Annotated in this window: 25 protein-coding genes; 12 read left to right on the forward strand and 13 right to left on the reverse strand. The window is 62.3% G+C overall.

The window, feature by feature from the left end; genetic code table 11:
• Nucleotides 1-243 precede the first annotated feature (243 nt).
• Both LVY71_RS16205 and LVY71_RS16210 read right to left on the reverse strand, forming a co-directional pair.
• Nucleotides 244-597: a DUF3147 family protein gene (locus LVY71_RS16205; RefSeq protein ID WP_235100873.1), complete on the reverse strand. Its 354-nt coding sequence runs from the start codon at nucleotides 595-597 to the stop codon at nucleotides 244-246.
• Between the two features lie 55 nt (nucleotides 598-652).
• Entirely contained in the window at nucleotides 653-862 is a 210-nt protein-coding gene (locus LVY71_RS16210; protein WP_235100874.1) for a DUF2798 domain-containing protein, read from the reverse strand.
• 161 nt (nucleotides 863-1,023) lie between these two features.
• On the opposite strand from LVY71_RS16210, the gene LVY71_RS16215 reads away from it, so the two are divergent.
• Together LVY71_RS16215 and LVY71_RS16220 are read left to right on the forward strand one after the other, a co-directional pair.
• A complete protein-coding gene (locus tag LVY71_RS16215) occupies nucleotides 1,024-1,167 on the forward strand; it encodes a hypothetical protein (RefSeq protein WP_235100875.1) in 144 nt (47 codons plus the stop codon).
• A gap of 149 nt (nucleotides 1,168-1,316) precedes the next feature.
• The gene (locus LVY71_RS16220) at nucleotides 1,317-1,469 is read left to right on the forward strand and encodes a hypothetical protein (protein ID WP_235100876.1); all 153 of its coding nucleotides are present in this window, start codon (nucleotides 1,317-1,319) and stop codon (nucleotides 1,467-1,469) included.
• Between the two features lie 123 nt (nucleotides 1,470-1,592).
• Here the strand turns inward: LVY71_RS16220 and LVY71_RS16225 are convergent, their stop codons facing one another.
• From LVY71_RS16225 to LVY71_RS16235, 3 genes are all read right to left on the reverse strand, one after another.
• Complete coding sequence (locus LVY71_RS16225) at nucleotides 1,593-1,901, reverse strand: hypothetical protein (protein WP_235100877.1); 309 nt, start codon at nucleotides 1,899-1,901, stop codon at nucleotides 1,593-1,595.
• Nucleotides 1,902-2,106: 205 nt separating this feature from the next.
• Complete coding sequence (locus tag LVY71_RS16230) at nucleotides 2,107-2,355, reverse strand: PilZ domain-containing protein (protein WP_235100878.1); 249 nt, start codon at nucleotides 2,353-2,355, stop codon at nucleotides 2,107-2,109.
• Between the two features lie 40 nt (nucleotides 2,356-2,395).
• Complete coding sequence (locus LVY71_RS16235; protein ID WP_235100879.1) at nucleotides 2,396-2,725, reverse strand: PilZ domain-containing protein; 330 nt, start codon at nucleotides 2,723-2,725, stop codon at nucleotides 2,396-2,398.
• A 371-nt stretch (nucleotides 2,726-3,096) separates the two neighbouring features.
• Between LVY71_RS16235 and LVY71_RS16240 the strand changes: the two genes are divergently transcribed.
• Complete coding sequence (locus LVY71_RS16240) at nucleotides 3,097-4,329, forward strand: GNAT family N-acetyltransferase (protein WP_235100880.1); 1,233 nt, start codon at nucleotides 3,097-3,099, stop codon at nucleotides 4,327-4,329.
• Nucleotides 4,326-5,270 carry a JmjC domain-containing protein gene (locus LVY71_RS16245; protein WP_235100881.1) on the forward strand — a complete coding sequence of 315 codons (945 nt, stop codon included), beginning with the start codon at nucleotides 4,326-4,328 and terminating at the stop codon, nucleotides 5,268-5,270. The genes LVY71_RS16240 and LVY71_RS16245 overlap by 4 nt, the downstream gene beginning before the upstream one ends.
• Before the next feature lie 12 nt (nucleotides 5,271-5,282).
• Here LVY71_RS16245 and LVY71_RS16250 read toward each other — a convergent pair whose 3' ends face one another.
• On the reverse strand, nucleotides 5,283-6,080 hold the full coding sequence (locus tag LVY71_RS16250; RefSeq protein WP_235100882.1) for an AraC family transcriptional regulator: 798 nt from the start codon (nucleotides 6,078-6,080) through the stop codon (nucleotides 5,283-5,285).
• Nucleotides 6,081-6,366: 286 nt separating this feature from the next.
• Between LVY71_RS16250 and LVY71_RS16255 the strand changes: the two genes are divergently transcribed.
• Nucleotides 6,367-7,626: an MFS transporter gene (locus LVY71_RS16255; RefSeq protein WP_235100883.1), complete on the forward strand. Its 1,260-nt coding sequence runs from the start codon at nucleotides 6,367-6,369 to the stop codon at nucleotides 7,624-7,626.
• Nucleotides 7,627-7,771: 145 nt separating this feature from the next.
• Here LVY71_RS16255 and LVY71_RS16260 read toward each other — a convergent pair whose 3' ends face one another.
• Together LVY71_RS16260 and LVY71_RS16265 are read right to left on the reverse strand one after the other, a co-directional pair.
• Nucleotides 7,772-8,428, reverse strand: coding sequence for a DsbA family oxidoreductase (locus LVY71_RS16260; protein WP_235100884.1), 657 nt, complete (start codon nucleotides 8,426-8,428; stop codon nucleotides 7,772-7,774).
• 61 nt (nucleotides 8,429-8,489) lie between these two features.
• Nucleotides 8,490-9,341 (reverse strand): helix-turn-helix domain-containing protein, encoded by an 852-nt coding sequence (locus LVY71_RS16265; RefSeq protein ID WP_235100885.1) that lies wholly within the window; start codon nucleotides 9,339-9,341, stop codon nucleotides 8,490-8,492.
• Between the two features lie 127 nt (nucleotides 9,342-9,468).
• Here LVY71_RS16265 and LVY71_RS16270 point away from each other — a divergent pair, with 127 nt between their 5' ends.
• Complete coding sequence (locus LVY71_RS16270; RefSeq protein WP_235100886.1) at nucleotides 9,469-9,870, forward strand: hypothetical protein; 402 nt, start codon at nucleotides 9,469-9,471, stop codon at nucleotides 9,868-9,870.
• Between the two features lie 145 nt (nucleotides 9,871-10,015).
• Nucleotides 10,016-10,192 (forward strand): hypothetical protein, encoded by a 177-nt coding sequence (locus LVY71_RS16275; protein WP_235100887.1) that lies wholly within the window; start codon nucleotides 10,016-10,018, stop codon nucleotides 10,190-10,192.
• A gap of 174 nt (nucleotides 10,193-10,366) precedes the next feature.
• On the opposite strand, the gene LVY71_RS16280 is transcribed toward LVY71_RS16275, so the two are convergent.
• Nucleotides 10,367-11,080, reverse strand: a complete 714-nt coding sequence (locus tag LVY71_RS16280) for an SET domain-containing protein (RefSeq protein ID WP_235100888.1) — start codon at nucleotides 11,078-11,080, stop codon at nucleotides 10,367-10,369.
• 171 nt (nucleotides 11,081-11,251) lie between these two features.
• On the opposite strand from LVY71_RS16280, the gene LVY71_RS16285 reads away from it, so the two are divergent.
• Entirely contained in the window at nucleotides 11,252-11,881 is a 630-nt protein-coding gene (locus tag LVY71_RS16285) for a hypothetical protein (protein ID WP_235100889.1), read from the forward strand.
• Between the two features lie 6 nt (nucleotides 11,882-11,887).
• Here LVY71_RS16285 and LVY71_RS16290 read toward each other — a convergent pair whose 3' ends face one another.
• On the reverse strand, nucleotides 11,888-12,637 hold the full coding sequence (locus LVY71_RS16290) for a TetR/AcrR family transcriptional regulator (RefSeq protein WP_235100890.1): 750 nt from the start codon (nucleotides 12,635-12,637) through the stop codon (nucleotides 11,888-11,890).
• Nucleotides 12,638-12,749: 112 nt separating this feature from the next.
• On the opposite strand from LVY71_RS16290, the gene LVY71_RS16295 reads away from it, so the two are divergent.
• The 3 genes from LVY71_RS16295 to LVY71_RS16305 are packed head-to-tail and all read left to right on the forward strand — an operon-like array spanning nucleotide 12,750 to nucleotide 14,305.
• Nucleotides 12,750-13,319, forward strand: coding sequence for a hypothetical protein (locus tag LVY71_RS16295; RefSeq protein ID WP_235100891.1), 570 nt, complete (start codon nucleotides 12,750-12,752; stop codon nucleotides 13,317-13,319).
• A gap of 43 nt (nucleotides 13,320-13,362) precedes the next feature.
• A complete protein-coding gene (locus LVY71_RS16300) occupies nucleotides 13,363-13,740 on the forward strand; it encodes a hypothetical protein (protein ID WP_235100892.1) in 378 nt (125 codons plus the stop codon).
• A 10-nt stretch (nucleotides 13,741-13,750) separates the two neighbouring features.
• Complete coding sequence (locus tag LVY71_RS16305; RefSeq protein ID WP_235100893.1) at nucleotides 13,751-14,305, forward strand: inner membrane-spanning protein YciB; 555 nt, start codon at nucleotides 13,751-13,753, stop codon at nucleotides 14,303-14,305.
• A 154-nt stretch (nucleotides 14,306-14,459) separates the two neighbouring features.
• On the opposite strand, the gene LVY71_RS16310 is transcribed toward LVY71_RS16305, so the two are convergent.
• Both LVY71_RS16310 and LVY71_RS16315 read right to left on the reverse strand, forming a co-directional pair.
• On the reverse strand, nucleotides 14,460-14,765 hold the full coding sequence (locus LVY71_RS16310) for a PilZ domain-containing protein (protein WP_235100894.1): 306 nt from the start codon (nucleotides 14,763-14,765) through the stop codon (nucleotides 14,460-14,462).
• A 111-nt stretch (nucleotides 14,766-14,876) separates the two neighbouring features.
• Nucleotides 14,877-15,479 (reverse strand): cysteine hydrolase family protein, encoded by a 603-nt coding sequence (locus tag LVY71_RS16315; RefSeq protein ID WP_235100895.1) that lies wholly within the window; start codon nucleotides 15,477-15,479, stop codon nucleotides 14,877-14,879.
• Between the two features lie 188 nt (nucleotides 15,480-15,667).
• On the opposite strand from LVY71_RS16315, the gene LVY71_RS16320 reads away from it, so the two are divergent.
• A complete protein-coding gene (locus LVY71_RS16320; protein WP_235100896.1) occupies nucleotides 15,668-15,964 on the forward strand; it encodes a hypothetical protein in 297 nt (98 codons plus the stop codon).
• Between the two features lie 189 nt (nucleotides 15,965-16,153).
• Here the strand turns inward: LVY71_RS16320 and LVY71_RS16325 are convergent, their stop codons facing one another.
• Nucleotides 16,154-17,491, reverse strand: a complete 1,338-nt coding sequence (locus LVY71_RS16325) for a carotenoid oxygenase family protein (protein ID WP_235100897.1) — start codon at nucleotides 17,489-17,491, stop codon at nucleotides 16,154-16,156.
• Nucleotides 17,492-17,534: the final 43 nt, after the last annotated feature.

The raw sequence follows: 17,534 nt of genomic DNA on the forward strand, positions 1-17,534 counted from the left end.
GATTCTCGGGCGGCGCTGGAACTAGGATGGCATGTCCTCGGCAGGGCGATCACGATGCCTATCAACCAGCGCATTTGTTCGAAGTGCGGGAAGCCTGTGAAGTTGATGTTGCCATCGGGCGGGAAAGGCCCGCGCACCTATCAGTGCGTCGACTGCGACCGGCCAGACCCAATGAAATCGCCACAGATTCAAGGCCTCCTGAAAGGCCTTCTGCACGACAAAAATAAGTAAGGTCGTCTTCACTCAGAGGCTGATACCGCCAAACTTCGCCAACGCCCAAGCGGTGATGAAGTACAGAACCACCGTTAAAGCACAGCAAGCCGCCAAGCTCGGCCAGAAGCCGATCCCGGAACGAAGCATCGCGGGCAGAACCAGAAACATCGGAAGCGACGGCAGCACGAACCAGAACGTGGATTCCGCGTGACCGGCTATCCGCTCGGCATCACCCGTGTCCCGCCAGAGCCAGAGGATGCCCAACAGGGACACCAACGGCAGCGAGACAATCAGCGCGCCGAAGGCCGGACTGCGCTTTGCGACTTCCGACACCACTGCAATGATGACGCCCGACAGCGCGCATTTAATGATGAAGTACAACATACCCGCTTATAGCAGCAAGGCCGCTTAATTCGCGCCCGGCGATTTCACCACCTGCTCATTCCCGCGTCAGGCTGAGCGAAAGCGATCTTATGGCGGGAGCCGCCAGCACGACCACCGGGAGCATCGCTCCCCAGGAAATCAGCCAGGACATGAGCCAGTGCGTGATCGATGGATAACTGGCGATTCCTGCCGCAATCAGGCAGGTCAGTCCTGACTGAAGCACGCCAAATACGAAATGACTGAATCGACGTGGAATGTGCGGCATGGTGCTGACCTCCTGCTTTGCTAGGCAAGCACCGTGCCATTCAGCGGCCGGCTTTTTTGCCGCGGGCCCTTCCCGCAGCCGGCCTCATTTGATGTCTGGACTCTGTTTCCGGTCAGGCGCAGCGTCCTCCCATCGCACTCTGGTCCTCAAAGGAGGCCGCGATGGACAACTTCATCCACAATGAGAACCTCAAGCTTTTCCGGAAGGTGCTTGCGGAGACGACCGATGAAGGCAAGCGCAGGTCGCTGCTCGGATTGATCCGCGATGAAATGGCGAAAGATCCGAAGCCAAAAGAAAAAGAGTAAGGCGCCTCAGTTGGCGGCCTTTTCTTCAAAACTTACCGTCATTCATGACCGCCCTGTGACATCCCCTGCTTTCCGAATCTCGTCGGTTGAACGAGAAAGCTTTCGGACGTACAAAGTAATTCCTCTGTCTTCGGTGAGCGGGTGATCCAATGGAACGCTTCATTCACAACCAGAATTTGCATCATTATCGAAAGATGCTGGAAGAAACGACAGACGAAGCGAAGTGCAAAGTGATTCGGAAATTACTGGCCGACGAAGAGGCCAAGGATTTCGTCTCGCCCCCCAAAAAAGCCGACGGCTAGTTCGAAGCATCCCGACTTCGACGCATTCGCAGATCGGGCATAGATGCATCGATTGATGTGGCTTTTATTGCACGAGTGCCGTGCTCTGCATGGGGCGACGGTTCACGCCTACCTCCACCGAAATCACTTCGCGCTGGTCTTGGCTTTCGGCGTCTTGGGGGCCGGCTCGGTGCGCATCGTGGCCCAGGGATCGGAATTCCCCTTGGCATCCGGGATCTTGGCGCGCGCGGCCCTGGCTGCGTCCTCGTTGGCCTTGTTGCGCGCGATCTCTTCCTCGGTGAGCTGCTTGCCTTCGTTCAGCTTGAAGCCGGGCATCATCTGGGCAAACGCCGGAAGCGAGACCGGAACCGTCATCGCCCCGACCAGCATCGCCACCCGAAACACACGCATCGAAACTCTCCCCGGATAGATCATCGTATTGAGGCTGTTCATTCTTGAGCCGTCCGCCGGCAGGGCGCCAGCGAACAAAGTCTACCCCAGCGCATAACGATGGCCAAGACGGGGCAATGGCTCCGGGCGGGCGTCAGGACTGCGTTTCAGGCAGATGTGAACGGCCTGCCCCTTGCCCGGCAACCGATCCCGCCGGGCGCGGCTCAGCGCGTCCACAGGCGCGGATCAACGGCAAGCGAGTCCGTCGCTAGAAGGCGACGCCGAGGCGGATACCGTTGGTCCATACCACGCGGCATTTCTTTTTCGTGCCCGAATAGAGAAGCTCGAACCGCTTGGGCAGCAACGTGCCGGGCGCGACCTGCAGACATGCGCCGCCGGCCGAATAATCCACGATGCCGCACTCGATCACCGGAGACTTCGAATCGACGATGATCTTGCCGGTCCGCGAGAGATTTCCCGACGGCCGGACACGGATGAAGCGGCGTTCCTGACGCATGAGCCCCCAAACCTCTCACAGTGTCATTCCCGATATGCCGTCAGACCAAGGCTTCCGTCCGCTCCCGTCTCGCTGACGGAGATGCCGTTTTCTTCTTGCATTCGGGCTTCAGAAAAATCACGCCGATCCGGTCGCCGTTGACGCGCACCATCTTGCATCGGCGGTAGGCGAGACCAGTCGAAGACAGCAGCAGGAAAAATTCCTTGAGGTCCAGCTCGCCCACCGAGCCCACGACCGCAAGCATTGCGCCGCCTTCGGAAACATCCATCATCCGGCATGAACGGCGCCATGTGCCGTCGATACCCATGATCTGAACATCAACACCGCGTTCGAAACCGACGCGCGGGTTCTTGCGAAGCTCCTTGCCCATTGCACCCTCTCATGAGGTGGGTCGGCTTGCGAAAAAATGCTCGAAACTGCGGTTTGTAAAATCTGTTGAAATGTCCCGCAGTCCGCAAACGCGACGCAGAAACAATAAAATAATCATCAAACTCTAGCGGTGACCGCTTAAGTTTCCTTAAGTTGCGGCCGCTTCGGCACCCTACGGCACCAATACGCCACGCGAACAACGCAGCATCGTTAACAGCGCGTAAAAAAACCGCGCGGCATTTAACCCAAATCCCACATCCGATTTTGATGTTTGTCTCCTAGCGTCGAAGCATCAGGGACACACAACAACACGCGCGCAAACGCTCCTCAGGAAACTGCGCGCTTAAAAAAAACGTGGGACGGGGTCAGGACGTGGTGGAGATTGCCGACGCAGCACAGGCTGCCGCGCGCAGCGAGGCGGGTTTTGCCCGCGCGCAGGCCGGGGCCGATCGCCCGGCTGGAACGGCCGCCACGCTTCCGCCGCTCGATACCATTGCCGCCGAACGCTGGCGGACTCTCGCCGACAACGCTATCGAGCCGAACGGTTTTTATCTGCCGGAGTGGGAACTGGCGGTGAATGCCTTCGCGCAGCGACGCACCGGCGTTTCCGCCCTCACCGCCGCCGGCACGACCGCCGGCCGCGACGCGCCGCATCTGATCGGCCTCTTGCCCGCGATCTCCGCATGGCGCGCGTATCGTCTTCCGTTGCCGGTGCTGGTCAGCGCCGATCCTTACGGCGAACTCGGAACGCCGCTGCTCGATCGCGCGCATGCAGACGAGGCCGCGGCCAAATTGATGGCCCAGGCCCGCGCCGCCGGCGCGCATGCGCTGATCCTGCGCAATATTCCAATCGATGGCCCGGTGATGACGGCGTTCACCCGCGCTCTGGAGCGCAGTGGGCTCGCGCCGCGCATCCTGCAGAGCCATGCGCGCGCCTGTCTCGACGCCACGCGGGACGCCGAAGAATTGCTGCGCGACGCGCTTGGGCCGAAGAAGCTGAAAGAGTTGCGCCGCCAACGCAATCGCCTCGCAGAGCATGGCGAGGTGATCTTCACCATCGCGACCGCGCCGGACGAGATCGCGCGCGACCTCGACACCTTCCTCGCGCTCGAGGCCTCAGGCTGGAAAGCGAAACGCGGCACGGCGCTGGTTCAGGACGAGGGTGATGCCGCTTTCGTGCGCCGCGCGGTGCATGACGCCGCAGCAGCCGGCAACTGCGAGATTGTCACTTTGTATGCAGGCGACACGCCGGTGGCATCCGGCATCGTGCTGCGTCATCTCGATCGCGCCTTCTATTTCAAGATGGGCGTCGACGAACGCTTCGCCAAATGTTCGCCCGGCGTGCAGCTGACGCTCGACCTGACGCGCCATCTTTGCGCCGACCCCGCGATCACGATGGCCGATTCCAACGCGATGCCCGGCCACCCGATGATCGATCCGATCTGGCGCGGACGGCTTGCCGTCGGCGACGTTCTGATTCCGCTCAGCCGCCGCGATCCTCTGATACCGGCCATCCGGCTCGGCCTCACCCTGCGCAGACTCGCCCGCGAGCCCGCGCGCCACTTAGTTCATTTCATCAGGAAACTCCGGGAGACACGCTCATGAACGCACCCTCCGGCATTGCGCCCGTCATCACCGCCGACAATGAATCGCTGAAGCGGGATTTTCCGCTGAAGCCGTTCGCGATCCGTCACAAGCTCGCGGGGCATCCGCTGCTGACGCTGCCGCGCATCGCGCAACTCGCCTCGGAATTGCCGCGCGACCTGATCGAATACTGGTCCGGCGACGCCGACATCAGCCAGGACCCGGACACGGTGAAGAGCGTCGATCTCGATCCGGTCGACGTCGTCAACCGCATCCAGACCGCGAGCGCCTGGATGGTGCTGAAGCGGGTCGAGAAATCGCCGGAGTATCGCCAGCTGCTGGAAGACGCGCTGACTTCGGTGGCGCGTGCGCGCGGCTTCAGGACCGTCAAGGACGCAGGCTTCGAGCAGATCGAAGGCTTCATGTTCGTGTCGTCGCCGAATTCGACCACGCCATTCCACATGGACGCCGAGGACAATTTCTTCGTGCAGATCCACGGCGAGAAGACGTTTGCGATCTACGACAACCGCGACGGCGCCATCGCCGACGACGCACAGGTGGAATATTCCACCGTCAAGCACCGCAACGTGCCCTACAATGACAGCTTCAAGCCGCGCGGCATTGAATTCCATCTGTTCGACGGCGACGGCTGCTATGTGCCGTACCAGTGGCCGCACTGGGTGAAGACCGCGGGCACCTATTCGATCTCGATGGCGATCACCTGGAAGACCAAGGAAGTGCGCCGGATGAACGATCTGCATCGTTTCAATTCGATGCTGCGCAGCCTCGGCCTGCCGCAGGCGGCGCCCGGCAAGAACCCCACGCTCGACACCGTGAAGCTCGCGATCTACCGCACCGCCGCGGCCATCGTCGAGCCGCTGCGCGCATCGGAGACCATGCGCCGCATCATCCGCCGCATCGCGCTCGGCAAGAATGCAAACTACTATCTGAAGAAGGCGTGAGGGCCTAGGCCCTCACCCCACTCCCGCCTCCCGCAGCGAACTCGGCGCGTGCCCCATCGCCTTGCGGAACGCTGCCGAGAACGCGCTCGAACTGCGATAGCCGTTGCGTTCGGCGACGCGCGCTATCGGCTCGCCGGCGACGATGGCTTCCAAGGCGTTGTGAAATCGCACGCGCTGCCGCCACGCGGCAAAGCTCAGGCCAAGCTCCGCCTCGAACAAGCGCGCCAGCGTGCGGGATGACGCACCCGCGGTCTCGACCCAGTGCTCCAGCGTAAGGCGGCTCGACGGATCGGCCAGCAATGCGTTGCACAGCCGCAAGAGCCGCGGATCGCGTGGCATCGGAATCACCAGCGACAGCCTTTGCGCACGCGCGATCTCACTCAGGATGAGAAGCGCCATCGCGCCGCCGCGTCCGTCCTCGTCATAGATCACCGGCTCGTCGATCAACGCCAGCACCAGTTCGCGCAGCAGCGGCGAGACCTCCAGCACCGTCGGCGCGTCGGGCAGATCGTCACTCGCGCGGCGCGCGATATAAAGCGTGCGCATCTCCACTCGGCCGCGAATGCCGATCGAATGCTCAGTCTGCGCCGGCAGATAAACGGCGCGATCCGGCGGCACGATCCACGCCTCGCCTTCGGTGCGCACGCGCATAACGCCGCTGACCGCATAGACAAGCTGATCGCGGGCATGATGATGAGGGACGATCTCATGGCCGTCGGGAAAACTCTTCGACATCGCCGCCAACGGACGCGGCACGAACTGATAGTCGCGGGCGTCGGTGCTGCGCTTGGAGTTGTAAAATTTCGACATGGGACGACTCGTTGTGCAGTTCACCTCTCCCCGTCCTCACGGGGAGAGGTCGCGAGCGAAGCGAGCGGGTGAGGGCAGATCACGCATTCGCACAGAAGCCCCTCACCCCAACCCTCTCCCCGCAAGGGCGGGGCGAGGGAGAAGCGGCAGATTTTCGATGATTTCTGGCATGACAGCGTCGTTCCGCCAAGGCTAGTCTGGCCCCAAGAATCGCAATCACGACGTCCGGCTGGCTGCGTCGCGCAGCATCGGCTGGCGATCGCGAGCAAGGAAACGCCGAGGCCCCATGACCGCCGACATCAACCGCGACCGCGTCCATTTCCTGTTTCTGAACATCGGCCATTTTCTCGATCATCTGCTGACGCTGGTGTTCGCGACGGTGGCGGCGCTGGCGCTGTCGCGCGAATGGGGGCTGGGCTACGGCGAACTTCTGAAATACGCGACGCCGGGCTTCTTCGCCTTCGGCCTGTTCTCGTGGCCCGCCGGATGGCTTGCCGACAAATGGAGCCGCGAGGGCATGATCGCGGTGTTCTTCGTCGGCATTGGTGCTGCGTCGATCGCCACCGCCTTCGCGCAGACGCCGCTGCAGGTCGGCATCGGCCTGTTCATCGTCGGCATCTTCGCCGCGATCTATCATCCTGTGGGTCTCGCCATCGTCACGCAGCGTTGGAAGAACACCGGGATGCGCCTCGCCACCAACGGCATCTGGGGCAATCTCGGCGTCGCGAGCGCCGCGCTCATCACCGGCTACTTCATCGACCACGGCGGCTGGCGCACGGCCTTCGTGGTGCCGGGCCTCTTCTCCATCATGGTCGGTGTGCTTTACGCCGTCCATCAGTGGAGCGAGGTCTCCACCGCGCACCGGAAGCCGCCCGCACCCGTCGCCGTCGAGGCCACCCAGACCGCGGACATGAAGGCGCTGGTGCTGCGCGTGACGGCAATCGTGTTTCTTACCACGGCGGTGTCGAGTCTTGTGTTCCAGTCGACCACCTTCGCGCTGCCGAAAATCTTCGACGAGCGCTTGCAAGGCATCGCCACCGACATGACACAGTGGCTGAGTGCAAGCGGCGTGGCGGCGGCGAAAGGCGATATCGCCACTATGCTCGGCGCCCTGACCTTCGTCGTGTTCGCAGTAGCGTCGATCGCGCAACTGGTGGTCGGCAGCCTGCTCGACAGGCTCGGGCCGCGTAAGGTCTTCATGATTGTCGCCGCCATCCAGGTGGTGTTCTTCGCCGCAATGCCGGGCCTGCGCGATGCCTGGGCGCTGGCGGCGGCACTCGGCTTCATGCTCGGCGCGTTCGGCCAGATTCCGATCAACGACTTCATGATCGGAAAAATGGCGAGCGGCGAGGCCCGCGCCCGCATCTACGGCGTGCGCTATGTCGTCAGCTTCACGGTGTTCGCGCTGGCGCTGCCGATGATCTCGTTCGTCTACGGCAATTACGGCTTCGATACGCTGTTCCGACTGATGGCGAGTTCAGCAGCGATCATCTTCATCGCGGTGGCGTGTTTGCCTGCACGGCTGCCGACGCCGGCGACGGCGTAGTCAGAGCCCGTCGTCTGCTCCAAAATGGAGTCATCATACGCGGGCTTGACCCGCGTATCCATCGCTCCTGATAAATGTATTTGCGAAAAAGATGGATTGCCGGGTCAAGCCCGGCAATGACGCTTCGGAGTTACGCTGCGCAAATTCACGCCGCCTGATTGATCTCCGCCGAGATCTGCCGGATCGCACGCGCGAGCTGATCCGCGGGCTGCGCGCCGGAAACGGCATATTTCTGCGCGAACACGAATGTCGGCACCCCGGAGATGCCCTTCTCCGACGCATCCTGCGCCAGCGCCGAGATCAGGCCGACATCCTCATCAGTGGCGAGGCGCTGGCGCACGCTGTCCGCGTCCATGCCAACATCGGCGGCCGCCTGTACCAGCACATCGGTGCTGGTGAGATCGCCGCCGTCGCGGAAATAGAGCTCCATCAGCCGCTGCTTCATCGGCGCGGCCTTGCCCTCCGCCTCGGCCCAGTGGATCAGGCGATGGCTGTCGATGGTGTTGGGCTGGCGCTTGACGCGGTCCGAATTGTATTCGAGCCCCTCGTCCGCCGCAGCCGCGACCACGCGGCCGGCAATGTTCTTGTACGCTTCCGGCGAGCCGAACTTCTGGGTGAGATATTCGTCGCGCGAAATCCCTTCGCGCGGCACCCACGGATTGAGGAAGAACGGCCGCCAGTGAACCTCGACCGGCACGTCGCTCGCGAGCGCCAGCGCATCCTCGATGCGCTTCTTGCCGATATAGCACCACGGGCACACCACGTCGGAAACGATATCGATCTGCAGCGGCTTCAGGGCCATGGCGTATCCTCACAGGAAATGAACCCGGAAGATAAGCCGCAGCGGGAACAAGGCAACCCGTTCAGGCCAACGATTTCGCCAGCGCCCGCATCTTTTCGGCGGTCCTGTCGTCCGCCGGAAAGAACGTCTCCAGCGCCAGTTCGGACAGCGTGACGTCGAGCGGCGTGCCGAACACCATCGTGGTGGAAATGAAGCTGAGCACGTCGTCGCCCATCCGCATCCGGAACGGGACCGCAAGGCTGTCCGCGCCAACGCTGTGCGGCGTCTTCCGGGCCGGGACCGGGTAGGTTTTCAATTCCTCATAAAGAGCGATCAGCGCCGGATCGGCCGTCGCTTCGCACTGCCGGTGCAGGCGCTCGAGCAGATGGCCGCACCACTCGGCGAGATTGACCGTCAGCGGCGCGAGGCCCTGTGGATGGAAACCGAGACGCATCACATTGATCGGCGGCGCGAGCAGCGACGGCGCAACGCCTGCCAGAAACGGCGCGATCATCGCGTTGGCCGACACCAGATTCCAGTGCCGGTCCACCGCGAGCGCCGGATATGGTTCGTGGGCTTTCAGCACTCGTTCCATCGCCTGACGCGCCGCCGCCAGCGCCGGATCGTCGAGCGAGCGATTGGGAAAAGCCGGCGCGAAGCCCGCCGCCACCAGCAGCATGTTGCGCTCGCGCAGCGGCACATCTAGGCGCTCTGCCAGCCGCAGCACCATGTCACGCGAGGGCGCGGCTCGTCCTGTCTCCACGAAGCTCAAATGCCGCGCGGAAATCTGCGCGTCGCCCGCAAGATCCAGCTGACTGAGATGACGGCGCTGCCGCCATTCGCGCAATTGATCGCCGAAGTGCGGTGCCTTTGCAGGCGATGCGCTGGCCGATGATTTGACGGCGCGGCGCGCCGAAGACTGTCCGTTGCTCATGACCAAAACCTATCACGCAGATTTCGTGCATTCCATTACCTGGCAGGTAATCGATTTGGGCGCGCGGCGGGATCATCTTCGCCATCACTGAATGAGGATGCCTCGCCCACCACACCAGGAGACTGCTATGATTCATCCATCCCTGTTTCTTCGCCGCGCCCTGCAGGCTGACGCGATCTTCAGCGGCGTCGCCGCACTGATGTTCGTGATCGGCGCAAGCCTGTTTGCTTCGCTGACCAATCTTCCCGAGGCGTTCCTGCGCAACACCGGATTCGTGCTGGTGATCTATGCCGCGCTGGTGGGTTATCTCGGCACACGCCCCACAATGGCGAAGGCCGCCGTGTGGGCCGTGATCGCCATCAACGCGGTCTGGGCCATCGACAGCATTGCGCTGCTCGCCAGCGGCTGGATGTCGCCGAATCTGTTCGGGCAGGCCTTGATCGTGATGCAGGCCATCGCGGTGGGCGTGTTCGCCGAACTGCAATTCATCGGGCTGCGCAGGAGTGCGGGCGAAGCCGCGGCGCACTGACGCCGGGCCCGAAAAGCAAAATGCCGGGCGAGCGTAATGTCCGCCCGGCATTCATCCACAGTGATCGGCTGAGCCGGCCTTGCAACATGTTGCGCGCACAGGCTTGAATCCCTTGGCAACCCGATGGATTCACAAAGGACCGATCATGCATCTCAGCGCGCCGACTTTTCCGATTTTCCTGCTTTCCCTCATTCTCGCCATTCTGGCCGCACTGTCGGTCTATGCGGGTGTGAAAATCCCCTACATCAGCGGCCACGGCTTCGCCACGCTCGGCATCAGCTATCTGCTGCTGCTCGCCGGAAACCTGTTCAAGGGACTCTAGGGCTTTCTCACGCCGCCTTTGTCGTTTCGCACAAAGGCGGCGCGAACGGCGATATCCGTTAGACGTCGATGCGAGAGGCCAACGCAAGAAGGAATCGGCGCAGGTTTCCTGATCGCCGGCGTGGTGCTGATCCGGCGCTGACGCAATGCGTCCTTCAGGTCGCCGGCGAAGATGTCAGGTCGATGATGCCCGGTTCGCAATGGCTGAATTCGCCGCACGGCGCCGCGACAATGGCGACGTCCGCGATGCCTTGGTCCTGGTCGGCTTGCCGGTGCCGCGGGCGTGCGGACCAGCCTTGGCGCTGCCAAGCCCGGCCTTGCGCTTTGATGCGGCTTTGGACTTCGACGCCTTGACGACGGCTTTCGAGGCCTTCTTGCCGGACTTCGGAGCCTGCTTCTCCGCCTGTTTGGCGGCTTTCTTCTCGGCCTTCAGTTTCAGCCGCAGCTTTTCAGCGCGCGCCTCCGCGCGTTTCTTTGCCCGCTTCTTCTCGCAGTGATCGCACTTGCAGCCGATCGGCTTCAGGAAAATCTTGAAGTAGTCGGTGCCGTAATCGTAGTTGATTTCCTCGCCCGGCTGGATGGTCTTGATGGCGCGGATCACGACCTTGCGCTTGCGCGAGTTAACGTCGGACTCGGCGTTCGGGCGGCAGGCGTGATTGATATAGCGGGCGATGTTCTTGCGGACCGAGCCGTCGATGGTCCAGCGATTGTTGATCTCGAACAGATACTTGTTGTCGATATCGTCGTGCTTCTTGTTCTTCGAATCGAGCATCGGCCCGAAATAGCGGATGATCTTCGTGCCCTTCTTGATCTTCTGGGTGGCGAAGAGACCGAGGCCGGTCTTGGAACGGCCGATGCGGTAGGGCTTGCTGGACGATATGGCGGGCATGGCTCACTAGGCGACTGAACGAGGGCACAAAAGGCTTGCTGGCACTGCTTCTAATGCGATTCCGCGTATGATGACATGCTTTTCGCAGTCCGCAGGTGAACGATCCACACGCCTGATACGACAAACAGCGAACGATCTGACAACACAGCCCTGCAAAATCGGTTCCAATTTATGCCCCTCACACCCAGCAACATTTTCAGCACAACGCTGGTGTTGGCTTGCGCCGGTGTGGGTGTGATCGGCACCGCGTCGGGGCAGACGGCTCAAAATATCAGCATCTATACCTCAACCGCAGAGAAGGATTGCCGGATCGTCGAGGCGGGCACGGCCGATGACGGCGGCGGCACGCGGGTGTGCCGCGGACCTTCGGGCCTTGTGGTGGTGGTGAGTGAAGGCGATCTGCGCGAAACGGTGTCGGTCGGGCGCAATCGCAAGGCTGCCGCAAACGAACCCGCCGCGCAGGAACGATTCGGCCCGTTCAATTCGACCACGCCGACCATCGAATGGCGCTTGCCCGGCAAGGACAAGCCCCCCTATGCGCTGATCCAGCGCTGGCATCTCGCGGACATCGAGGACGAAGGCAAGGACGGCCGGCCCATCGCCAAGCAGCTTCTCGTAGTCACGCGGTTGTCACCCGGCCCGGTCTGCCGCGTCGCCTATGTCGATGTGAAGGCCAATTCCAACGCCAACGATCTGGCCCGCGAGGCGGCGGACACCATTGCCCGGGATTTCAGGTGCGGGACCGACAAGGTGAAGGTGATCGGTAACAGCGGCCGGGCAACCGAACTGGCGCGGCCGTAACCGGCTCTACTTCGCCGGACTATCGGGCTTCAACATCGCCGCCAGCAGCATTTCCTCGGTAATGCCGGGAGCGGCATCGAGGATGTGCTGCAGGCGTCCGTCGAGATGCAGCATGGCGAAGCCGTGCACCAGCGACCATATCCGCGCGATGCCGGCGGCCTGCGGCAGCGTCAGATGATCCAGCGCGACTTCTTCGTGACGCTGGGCAGCGACGATGCCGGCGAGTTTGGCGAATGCCGTCTTGGCGGCGTCATGCAATATCGGCCGGTTGTGATCGAGCCGCTCGGCGCGGAACATCAACTGAAACAGACAGGGATTGTCACGGGCAAAGGTAATGTACGCGTTGGCCCTGCCCTGCACAGCGGCTTCCTCGGAGCCGGCAGCGCACGCCGCCTCACCCAAAGCTGCGGAAAACTTCTGGAAACCGATCGCTGCGAGTTCGCTGAGCAAGCCAGTGACGTCGCCGAAATGATGTGCAGGCGCGGCATGGGACACGCCCGCCTCCCGTGCCACTGCCCGCAGCGTCAGGCCGTTAATCCCCTCGCGGTCGGCTACCCGCTTGGCGGCCTTGAGCAAGGCCTCGTGCAAATCACCGTGATGATAGGGCGTTTCGCGGTCAGATTTATGTGCGGTCTTGACAGCAGCTGGCGGCTTTTTCGGCGCAGAAACGCCCTTCTTGCCCGTTACAACGGGTTTCTTCACCTCCAGAGAGGCTCTGGAGCGGTTCGCCGGCTTGGTTGCGCCCGGATTGGCCATAAACGCAATTTAGGTATGCATGTTGACGCTGTCAAGATTTTGCTTGACGGCCGGGCCCGGGCCCCCTAAATGCATCTTTACAACGTCAAGATATTTACCGCGAGATACTCGCATGACCATGTTCCTCATCCTGGCGCCATTCGCCGCCTTCGCCACGCTGACGATGCTGACCACGGTCAAGCTGAGCCTCGCGGTGGCGGCGGCCATCGGTTTTGGGCTGGTCGGCTGGGATCTGGTCAAGGGCCGTTCGCTGAAAATGCTCTCCACCGGCGCGATGATCCTGTTCGCCACGCTCTGCGGTTATCATCTGCTGGCGAAGAATGAACTCAGCCCGACCAGCATTCGTCTCATCGTCGATACCGGCGTGCTGCTTATCGCGCTCGGCTCCATCGCAATCCGCCAGCCTTTCACCATTCAATACGCCCGCGAAGTGACGGATGCCGAGTTGCACAGCCAGCCCAGCTTTATCCGGACCAACTACATCCTGACCTGGGTGTGGAGCGCCGCCTTCGTCCTGATGCTGGTCGCCGACATCGTCTCCATCTACCTCCCGAGCATGCCGCTGTGGGTCTGCGCCGCCATCGCCTTCGCGGCCCGCAACAGCGCCACCTACTTCACTCAATGGTATCCGAAGCACGTTCGCGCCGCGATCACGGCAAGCGCCAATACGGCCGCCGCCTGACCGTCTCTACGACCAACGGACACCGACACTCAAGGAGCCGCCAATGGCCCGCGCACTTCCCAAAGCCCTTCTGGGCTTCCTCTCCACCGCCGTGTTTTTCGCGGCGTTCTTTCTGGTCGGCGACATCCTGATCGCGGCATTCGCCGCCTTCCTTGTCGCGGTCGCGCAATTCGTCCTCAGCCGCAGCGCGAAGGTCAATCCCGGCCTGTCGATCTGGGCCAGCCTTGCCGTTGTCATCGCTCTCACCGGCCTGAGCCTGCAGGGTGAAAACATGTCCGCCACAGTCGACGCCACGCAGGCCAGCACGACGCAACCGAATTGCCATTGCAGCGCGCTGAAGCCCGCAGACCGTGCGCGCGCCATGCACGTCCCGTTCCGCGAAGCACCGAAGGCTCTTGCCCCCGCCGGGAACCGCGTGTGACAGTTGCCGCATGGCAATTGTCTTTCAGAAACTCCTTGTCGATTTTTTCTCCACCATCCTCTTCCTCGCGGTCTACGCCGCGAGCGGCGACATCCTGATCGCGACCGGCGTCGCCATCGCAGGCGGAATCGGACAGTTCCTCCTCGCCCGTATCAAGCGGCAGACGCTGGACGTGATGACGTGGGCCAGCCTCGCGCTGGTCATCGTGCTCGGCAGCGCAACGCTGCTGACGAAAGACCCGCGCTTCGTTCTCATCAAGCCCTGCATCGCGCATTTTGCCATCGGCGCCATCATGCTGCGCAAGAACTGGATGCTGCGCTACTCGCCGGAGATCGTGCGCGACAACATTCCTCACCTTGTCACTGCCGCCGGTTACGCCTGGGCGGCGCTGATGTTCGTGCTCGGCTTCGGCGTCATAGCTTTTGCCATGACAGGCGACGTCAAATTGTGGGCGTTTTACGTGACGGTGATCGCCATCGGCGCCAAGATTCTCGCCTTCGCGATCCAGTACGTCATCTTCCGCGTCGCCATCACCCGGAAGCTGCGCGCCGCGGCCTCCGCCTGAGCGCCGCTGCTTGTCGAACCGGGCGGCGAACCGTATGACTCCGCGCATGATGCGGTTTGCTTTTTGTCCTGATTGCTTTTCCTGCGCGGCTGGTGGCGGCGGCTGTGCTCGAGCCAGGTGACAAACTGCAGCTAGCAGAATGGCAAGCTCCGCCTCACCGCTTCACGAAAGACGATTTCTTCGGCTTCGCATCATTCCTGATGAAATTCGCGCCGAGACGGTCTCCGTCGATCCATGCGAGCGCGCAACGCCGGTGCGCCGTCCCCACCGACGACAGGACCAGAAAGAATTCCTTGAGTTCCAGTCCGGCGATGCTGTCTGCGACACGCAACAGCGCCCCGCTTTCCGACACGTCCAGCATTTCGCATTCGCGATGCCAGGCTCCGTCAATGGCCAAGATGCGGACCTGCACTCCGCGCTCGAAATTGACCCGGGCTGCGCTGCGTTTGTCTTTGATCATAACGGTGGCGGGGAATGAAGCGGCATGGGTGCAGCGCAACCGTAAGAAGCAGACACTTAAAATTTCGTAAAATGCGTTCGACGATCTCCGTCCGGAGACAGCGATGCAACCTCAGGTTCTCCATCGTTCGATAATGGCTTCCGTCCCGGCAATCTCGATCTGAATATCGAAGCGCCGCCGATAAAGACCGATCAGCGCATCGTGACTTTCGTCGGACGAACTGCAAACGGCGTCGGCGGCGAGGATCACGCGGTATCCGAGATCGACCGCGGCGAGAACCGATGACAGTACGCAAACATCAGTTTCCGATCCGCTGACGATCAGGGCGTCGCATTGCCGCGCGCGCAGATCTGCATGCAGGCGGCCGTTCGCGAAGGCCGAATAGACCATCTTGTCGAGCACGCGGGCGGGCGGAACGAAACTCTGCAACTCCGGCATCAGATCCAGCAGGCGCAGATCGAGCCTCTCGCGCGTGACCTCCCGCCACTTCTCGTAATAGCGCGCCCATGCGCCCGGCAGATCAGACGCGCGGTGCGGCGGAATGAAGCGGGTGAAAATGGTTTGGGCCGGCGCATAGCCTGCGAGCGCGGCCACGTTGGGAAGCACCCGCTCCATCCACGGCGTTGGCCACGGCCCCTCGCGGGAAAATATCCGTTGCATGTCGATGCAAAGGTGGACGGCCTGCGACGGCACCCCTCGCGTCAATTCTCCCATTCCGTTTCTCCGGCGATATCCGAGGCAAACAGTCTTCGAGCCAGGGTGTTCCGGCGCAGAATATTTCCGCCACGTGACAATTGGCAGCCGACAAAATTAGCCCGGGTAACGCAAAATGCGCTATATCGGCGCCGGCGCGTCGCTTCAGAACCAATTCAGGCTTTGCGACACGCGGAGAGAGGGAACACATGGCAGTCGATGGCAACTGGAATATCACCTTGAGCACGCCGCTTGGCGATCGCGACGCGACCCTGTCGCTGAAGTCGGACGGCGGCACGCTGACCGGCAAGCAGGCAGCCGACGGCACCGAAGCAGACATCGTCGACGGCACGGTCAGCGGCAACGACGTGGCCTGGAAGGCGTCGATCACCAATCCGATGCCGCTCACGCTGGCCTTCTCCGGCAAGGTCGACGGCGATTCCATTTCCGGCGACGTCAGCATCGGCCCGATGGGCAGCTTCCCGTTCAAGGGAACAAGGGCGTAACTATCTGTTCAGTGGTGCGATCAAGACCGCTGATCGATCAACACACTCCGTCGTCATCACCGGGCTTGCCCCGGTGATCCACGCCTTCAATTGCGAAACGGAAGAAAGATGGATGGCCGGGTCAAGCCCGGCCATGACGGTCGTATATGTTGAAGTGCCCCGTCCCCCGTTTGTGAGGCGCAGCACAAATCACACCCCCGGCATCCAGTTGCCGTGAAAGCCCTGGGGCACGCGCGCCGGCAAACCGATCCGCGCCACCGGCTTTGACTCAATGTTCTGCGCATCGAGGATCAAGAGATCGCTGGCGTTGCGCGCGCGATCATAGACAAAGCCGATCAGCCAGCCGTCATCCTCGCCGCCCGCGCCTTCCGGCTGGATATGCACGAACTCGCTGGACACCCCGTTCCGGAAAACGTGTTCGGCGCTCTTCCCCGTTTTCAGATCGTACTTGCGCAGCGAGCTTGCCTGGTCGCTGGCAAGGGAACCCTGACCGGAATCGACCGCGTAGACGATGTCGTGACGCAGTCCGGCGCGGTCGTCATTGACGCGCGGAAACTCGATCGACCGGTCGTCGAGCTGCTGCTCCTGCGCGCGCGTCGCACCGGGAGGAATCCGCCAGCGCTTCAGAAGCGCCTTGTCGAAACTGGTCGCGGACGGACCGCCACGCCACAACTCCTTGTACCAGGCGACATCGATCACGATAGTGCCGTCCGCCTCCTCGAACGCGTTGGCAACGTGGAAGACGTAACACGGCTCGACCTCCACCCAGCGCAGCGACTCGATGCCCGCGCCGCGCTTGAGAATGCCGAGCCGCGCGCCATAGCTGTCGCTCCACGCAAACGGCATAGTGCCGCGCTGCGCCGCCGGCATGTCGAACACCACCGGCAGATCCATGAACACGATGTGTCCCGATGTCATGGCGAAGTCATGCATCATGGTCGACGCCCGGGTCGGAACCGGAATGCTGCGCATCAGTTCGCCGCTCGCGTCCACCGCGTGATAGGTCAGGAACGGCGGCACGAAGCCATAACCGAAAAAGTGAAGCTCGCCGGTGTCGGGACAAATTTTCGGATGCGCCGTGAACGGCGTGTCGAGTTTGCCGCCGTAGTCTTGGAAGCCGACGGTGTCGAGTTCACGGGTCATCGTCATCGGCAATGCGTTTTCCACCAGCGCCATGATCTTTCCGGCATGGGCGATCACATTGGTATTGGCGACGCTGCTGCGGATGTCAGGCACGCCCGGCCGCCGCGGTGCGCCGTTGAAGCGCGGCGTGCGCACCCAGCGGTTGCGATACCACTCGGCGCGGCCGTTCTTCAGCGAGACGCCGTGCAGCATGCCGTCGCCGATAAACCAGTGGCCGGAATGGCCCTCGCGCGGATTGGCGCCGTTGCGCGCATAGAGCCCGTTCAGTTCGGGCGGAATCGCGCCCTCCACCGGCAGGTCGAATGCAGTGACTTCCTCATGGACCGGAGCGAGATTGCCGCGCTCCCAGAACGGCGTCTCGGCCGTCGCCTCTACCTGGCTCATCGTTGGTCTCCCTCGGTATGATTGCTTCTGCTTCTTAAGTGAG

It is taken from the genome of Bradyrhizobium sp. G127, from assembly GCF_021502575.1.
Classification (GTDB): Bacteria; Pseudomonadota; Alphaproteobacteria; order Rhizobiales; family Xanthobacteraceae; genus Afipia.

Bases quoted from the DNA above. Each gene is read 5' to 3' on its own strand.
- LVY71_RS16220 (WP_235100876.1), top strand. From the start codon at position 1,317: ATGGAACGCTTCATTCACAACCAGAATTTGCATCATTATCGAAAGATG.
- LVY71_RS16250 (WP_235100882.1), bottom strand. From the start codon at position 6,080: ATGTCGAAATTTTACAACTCCAAGCGCAGCACCGACGCCCGCGACTAT.
- LVY71_RS16235 (WP_235100879.1), bottom strand. From the start codon at position 2,725: ATGGGCAAGGAGCTTCGCAAGAACCCGCGCGTCGGTTTCGAACGCGGT.
- LVY71_RS16215 (WP_235100875.1), top strand. From the start codon at position 1,024: ATGGACAACTTCATCCACAATGAGAACCTCAAGCTTTTCCGGAAGGTG.
- LVY71_RS16280 (WP_235100888.1), bottom strand. From the start codon at position 11,080: ATGCCCGCCATATCGTCCAGCAAGCCCTACCGCATCGGCCGTTCCAAG.
- LVY71_RS16315 (WP_235100895.1), bottom strand. From the start codon at position 15,479: ATGGGAGAATTGACGCGAGGGGTGCCGTCGCAGGCCGTCCACCTTTGC.
- LVY71_RS16285 (WP_235100889.1), top strand. From the start codon at position 11,252: ATGCCCCTCACACCCAGCAACATTTTCAGCACAACGCTGGTGTTGGCT.
- LVY71_RS16275 (WP_235100887.1), top strand. From the start codon at position 10,016: ATGCATCTCAGCGCGCCGACTTTTCCGATTTTCCTGCTTTCCCTCATT.
- LVY71_RS16300 (WP_235100892.1), top strand. From the start codon at position 13,363: ATGGCCCGCGCACTTCCCAAAGCCCTTCTGGGCTTCCTCTCCACCGCC.
- LVY71_RS16205 (WP_235100873.1), bottom strand. From the start codon at position 597: ATGTTGTACTTCATCATTAAATGCGCGCTGTCGGGCGTCATCATTGCA.
- LVY71_RS16255 (WP_235100883.1), top strand. From the start codon at position 6,367: ATGACCGCCGACATCAACCGCGACCGCGTCCATTTCCTGTTTCTGAAC.
- LVY71_RS16325 (WP_235100897.1), bottom strand. From the start codon at position 17,491: ATGAGCCAGGTAGAGGCGACGGCCGAGACGCCGTTCTGGGAGCGCGGC.
- LVY71_RS16320 (WP_235100896.1), top strand. From the start codon at position 15,668: ATGGCAGTCGATGGCAACTGGAATATCACCTTGAGCACGCCGCTTGGC.
- LVY71_RS16230 (WP_235100878.1), bottom strand. From the start codon at position 2,355: ATGCGTCAGGAACGCCGCTTCATCCGTGTCCGGCCGTCGGGAAATCTC.
- LVY71_RS16225 (WP_235100877.1), bottom strand. From the start codon at position 1,901: ATGAACAGCCTCAATACGATGATCTATCCGGGGAGAGTTTCGATGCGT.
- LVY71_RS16210 (WP_235100874.1), bottom strand. From the start codon at position 862: ATGCCGCACATTCCACGTCGATTCAGTCATTTCGTATTTGGCGTGCTT.
- LVY71_RS16290 (WP_235100890.1), bottom strand. From the start codon at position 12,637: ATGGCCAATCCGGGCGCAACCAAGCCGGCGAACCGCTCCAGAGCCTCT.
- LVY71_RS16270 (WP_235100886.1), top strand. From the start codon at position 9,469: ATGATTCATCCATCCCTGTTTCTTCGCCGCGCCCTGCAGGCTGACGCG.
- LVY71_RS16305 (WP_235100893.1), top strand. From the start codon at position 13,751: ATGGCAATTGTCTTTCAGAAACTCCTTGTCGATTTTTTCTCCACCATC.
- LVY71_RS16260 (WP_235100884.1), bottom strand. From the start codon at position 8,428: ATGGCCCTGAAGCCGCTGCAGATCGATATCGTTTCCGACGTGGTGTGC.
- LVY71_RS16265 (WP_235100885.1), bottom strand. From the start codon at position 9,341: ATGAGCAACGGACAGTCTTCGGCGCGCCGCGCCGTCAAATCATCGGCC.
- LVY71_RS16245 (WP_235100881.1), top strand. From the start codon at position 4,326: ATGAACGCACCCTCCGGCATTGCGCCCGTCATCACCGCCGACAATGAA.
- LVY71_RS16310 (WP_235100894.1), bottom strand. From the start codon at position 14,765: ATGATCAAAGACAAACGCAGCGCAGCCCGGGTCAATTTCGAGCGCGGA.
- LVY71_RS16295 (WP_235100891.1), top strand. From the start codon at position 12,750: ATGACCATGTTCCTCATCCTGGCGCCATTCGCCGCCTTCGCCACGCTG.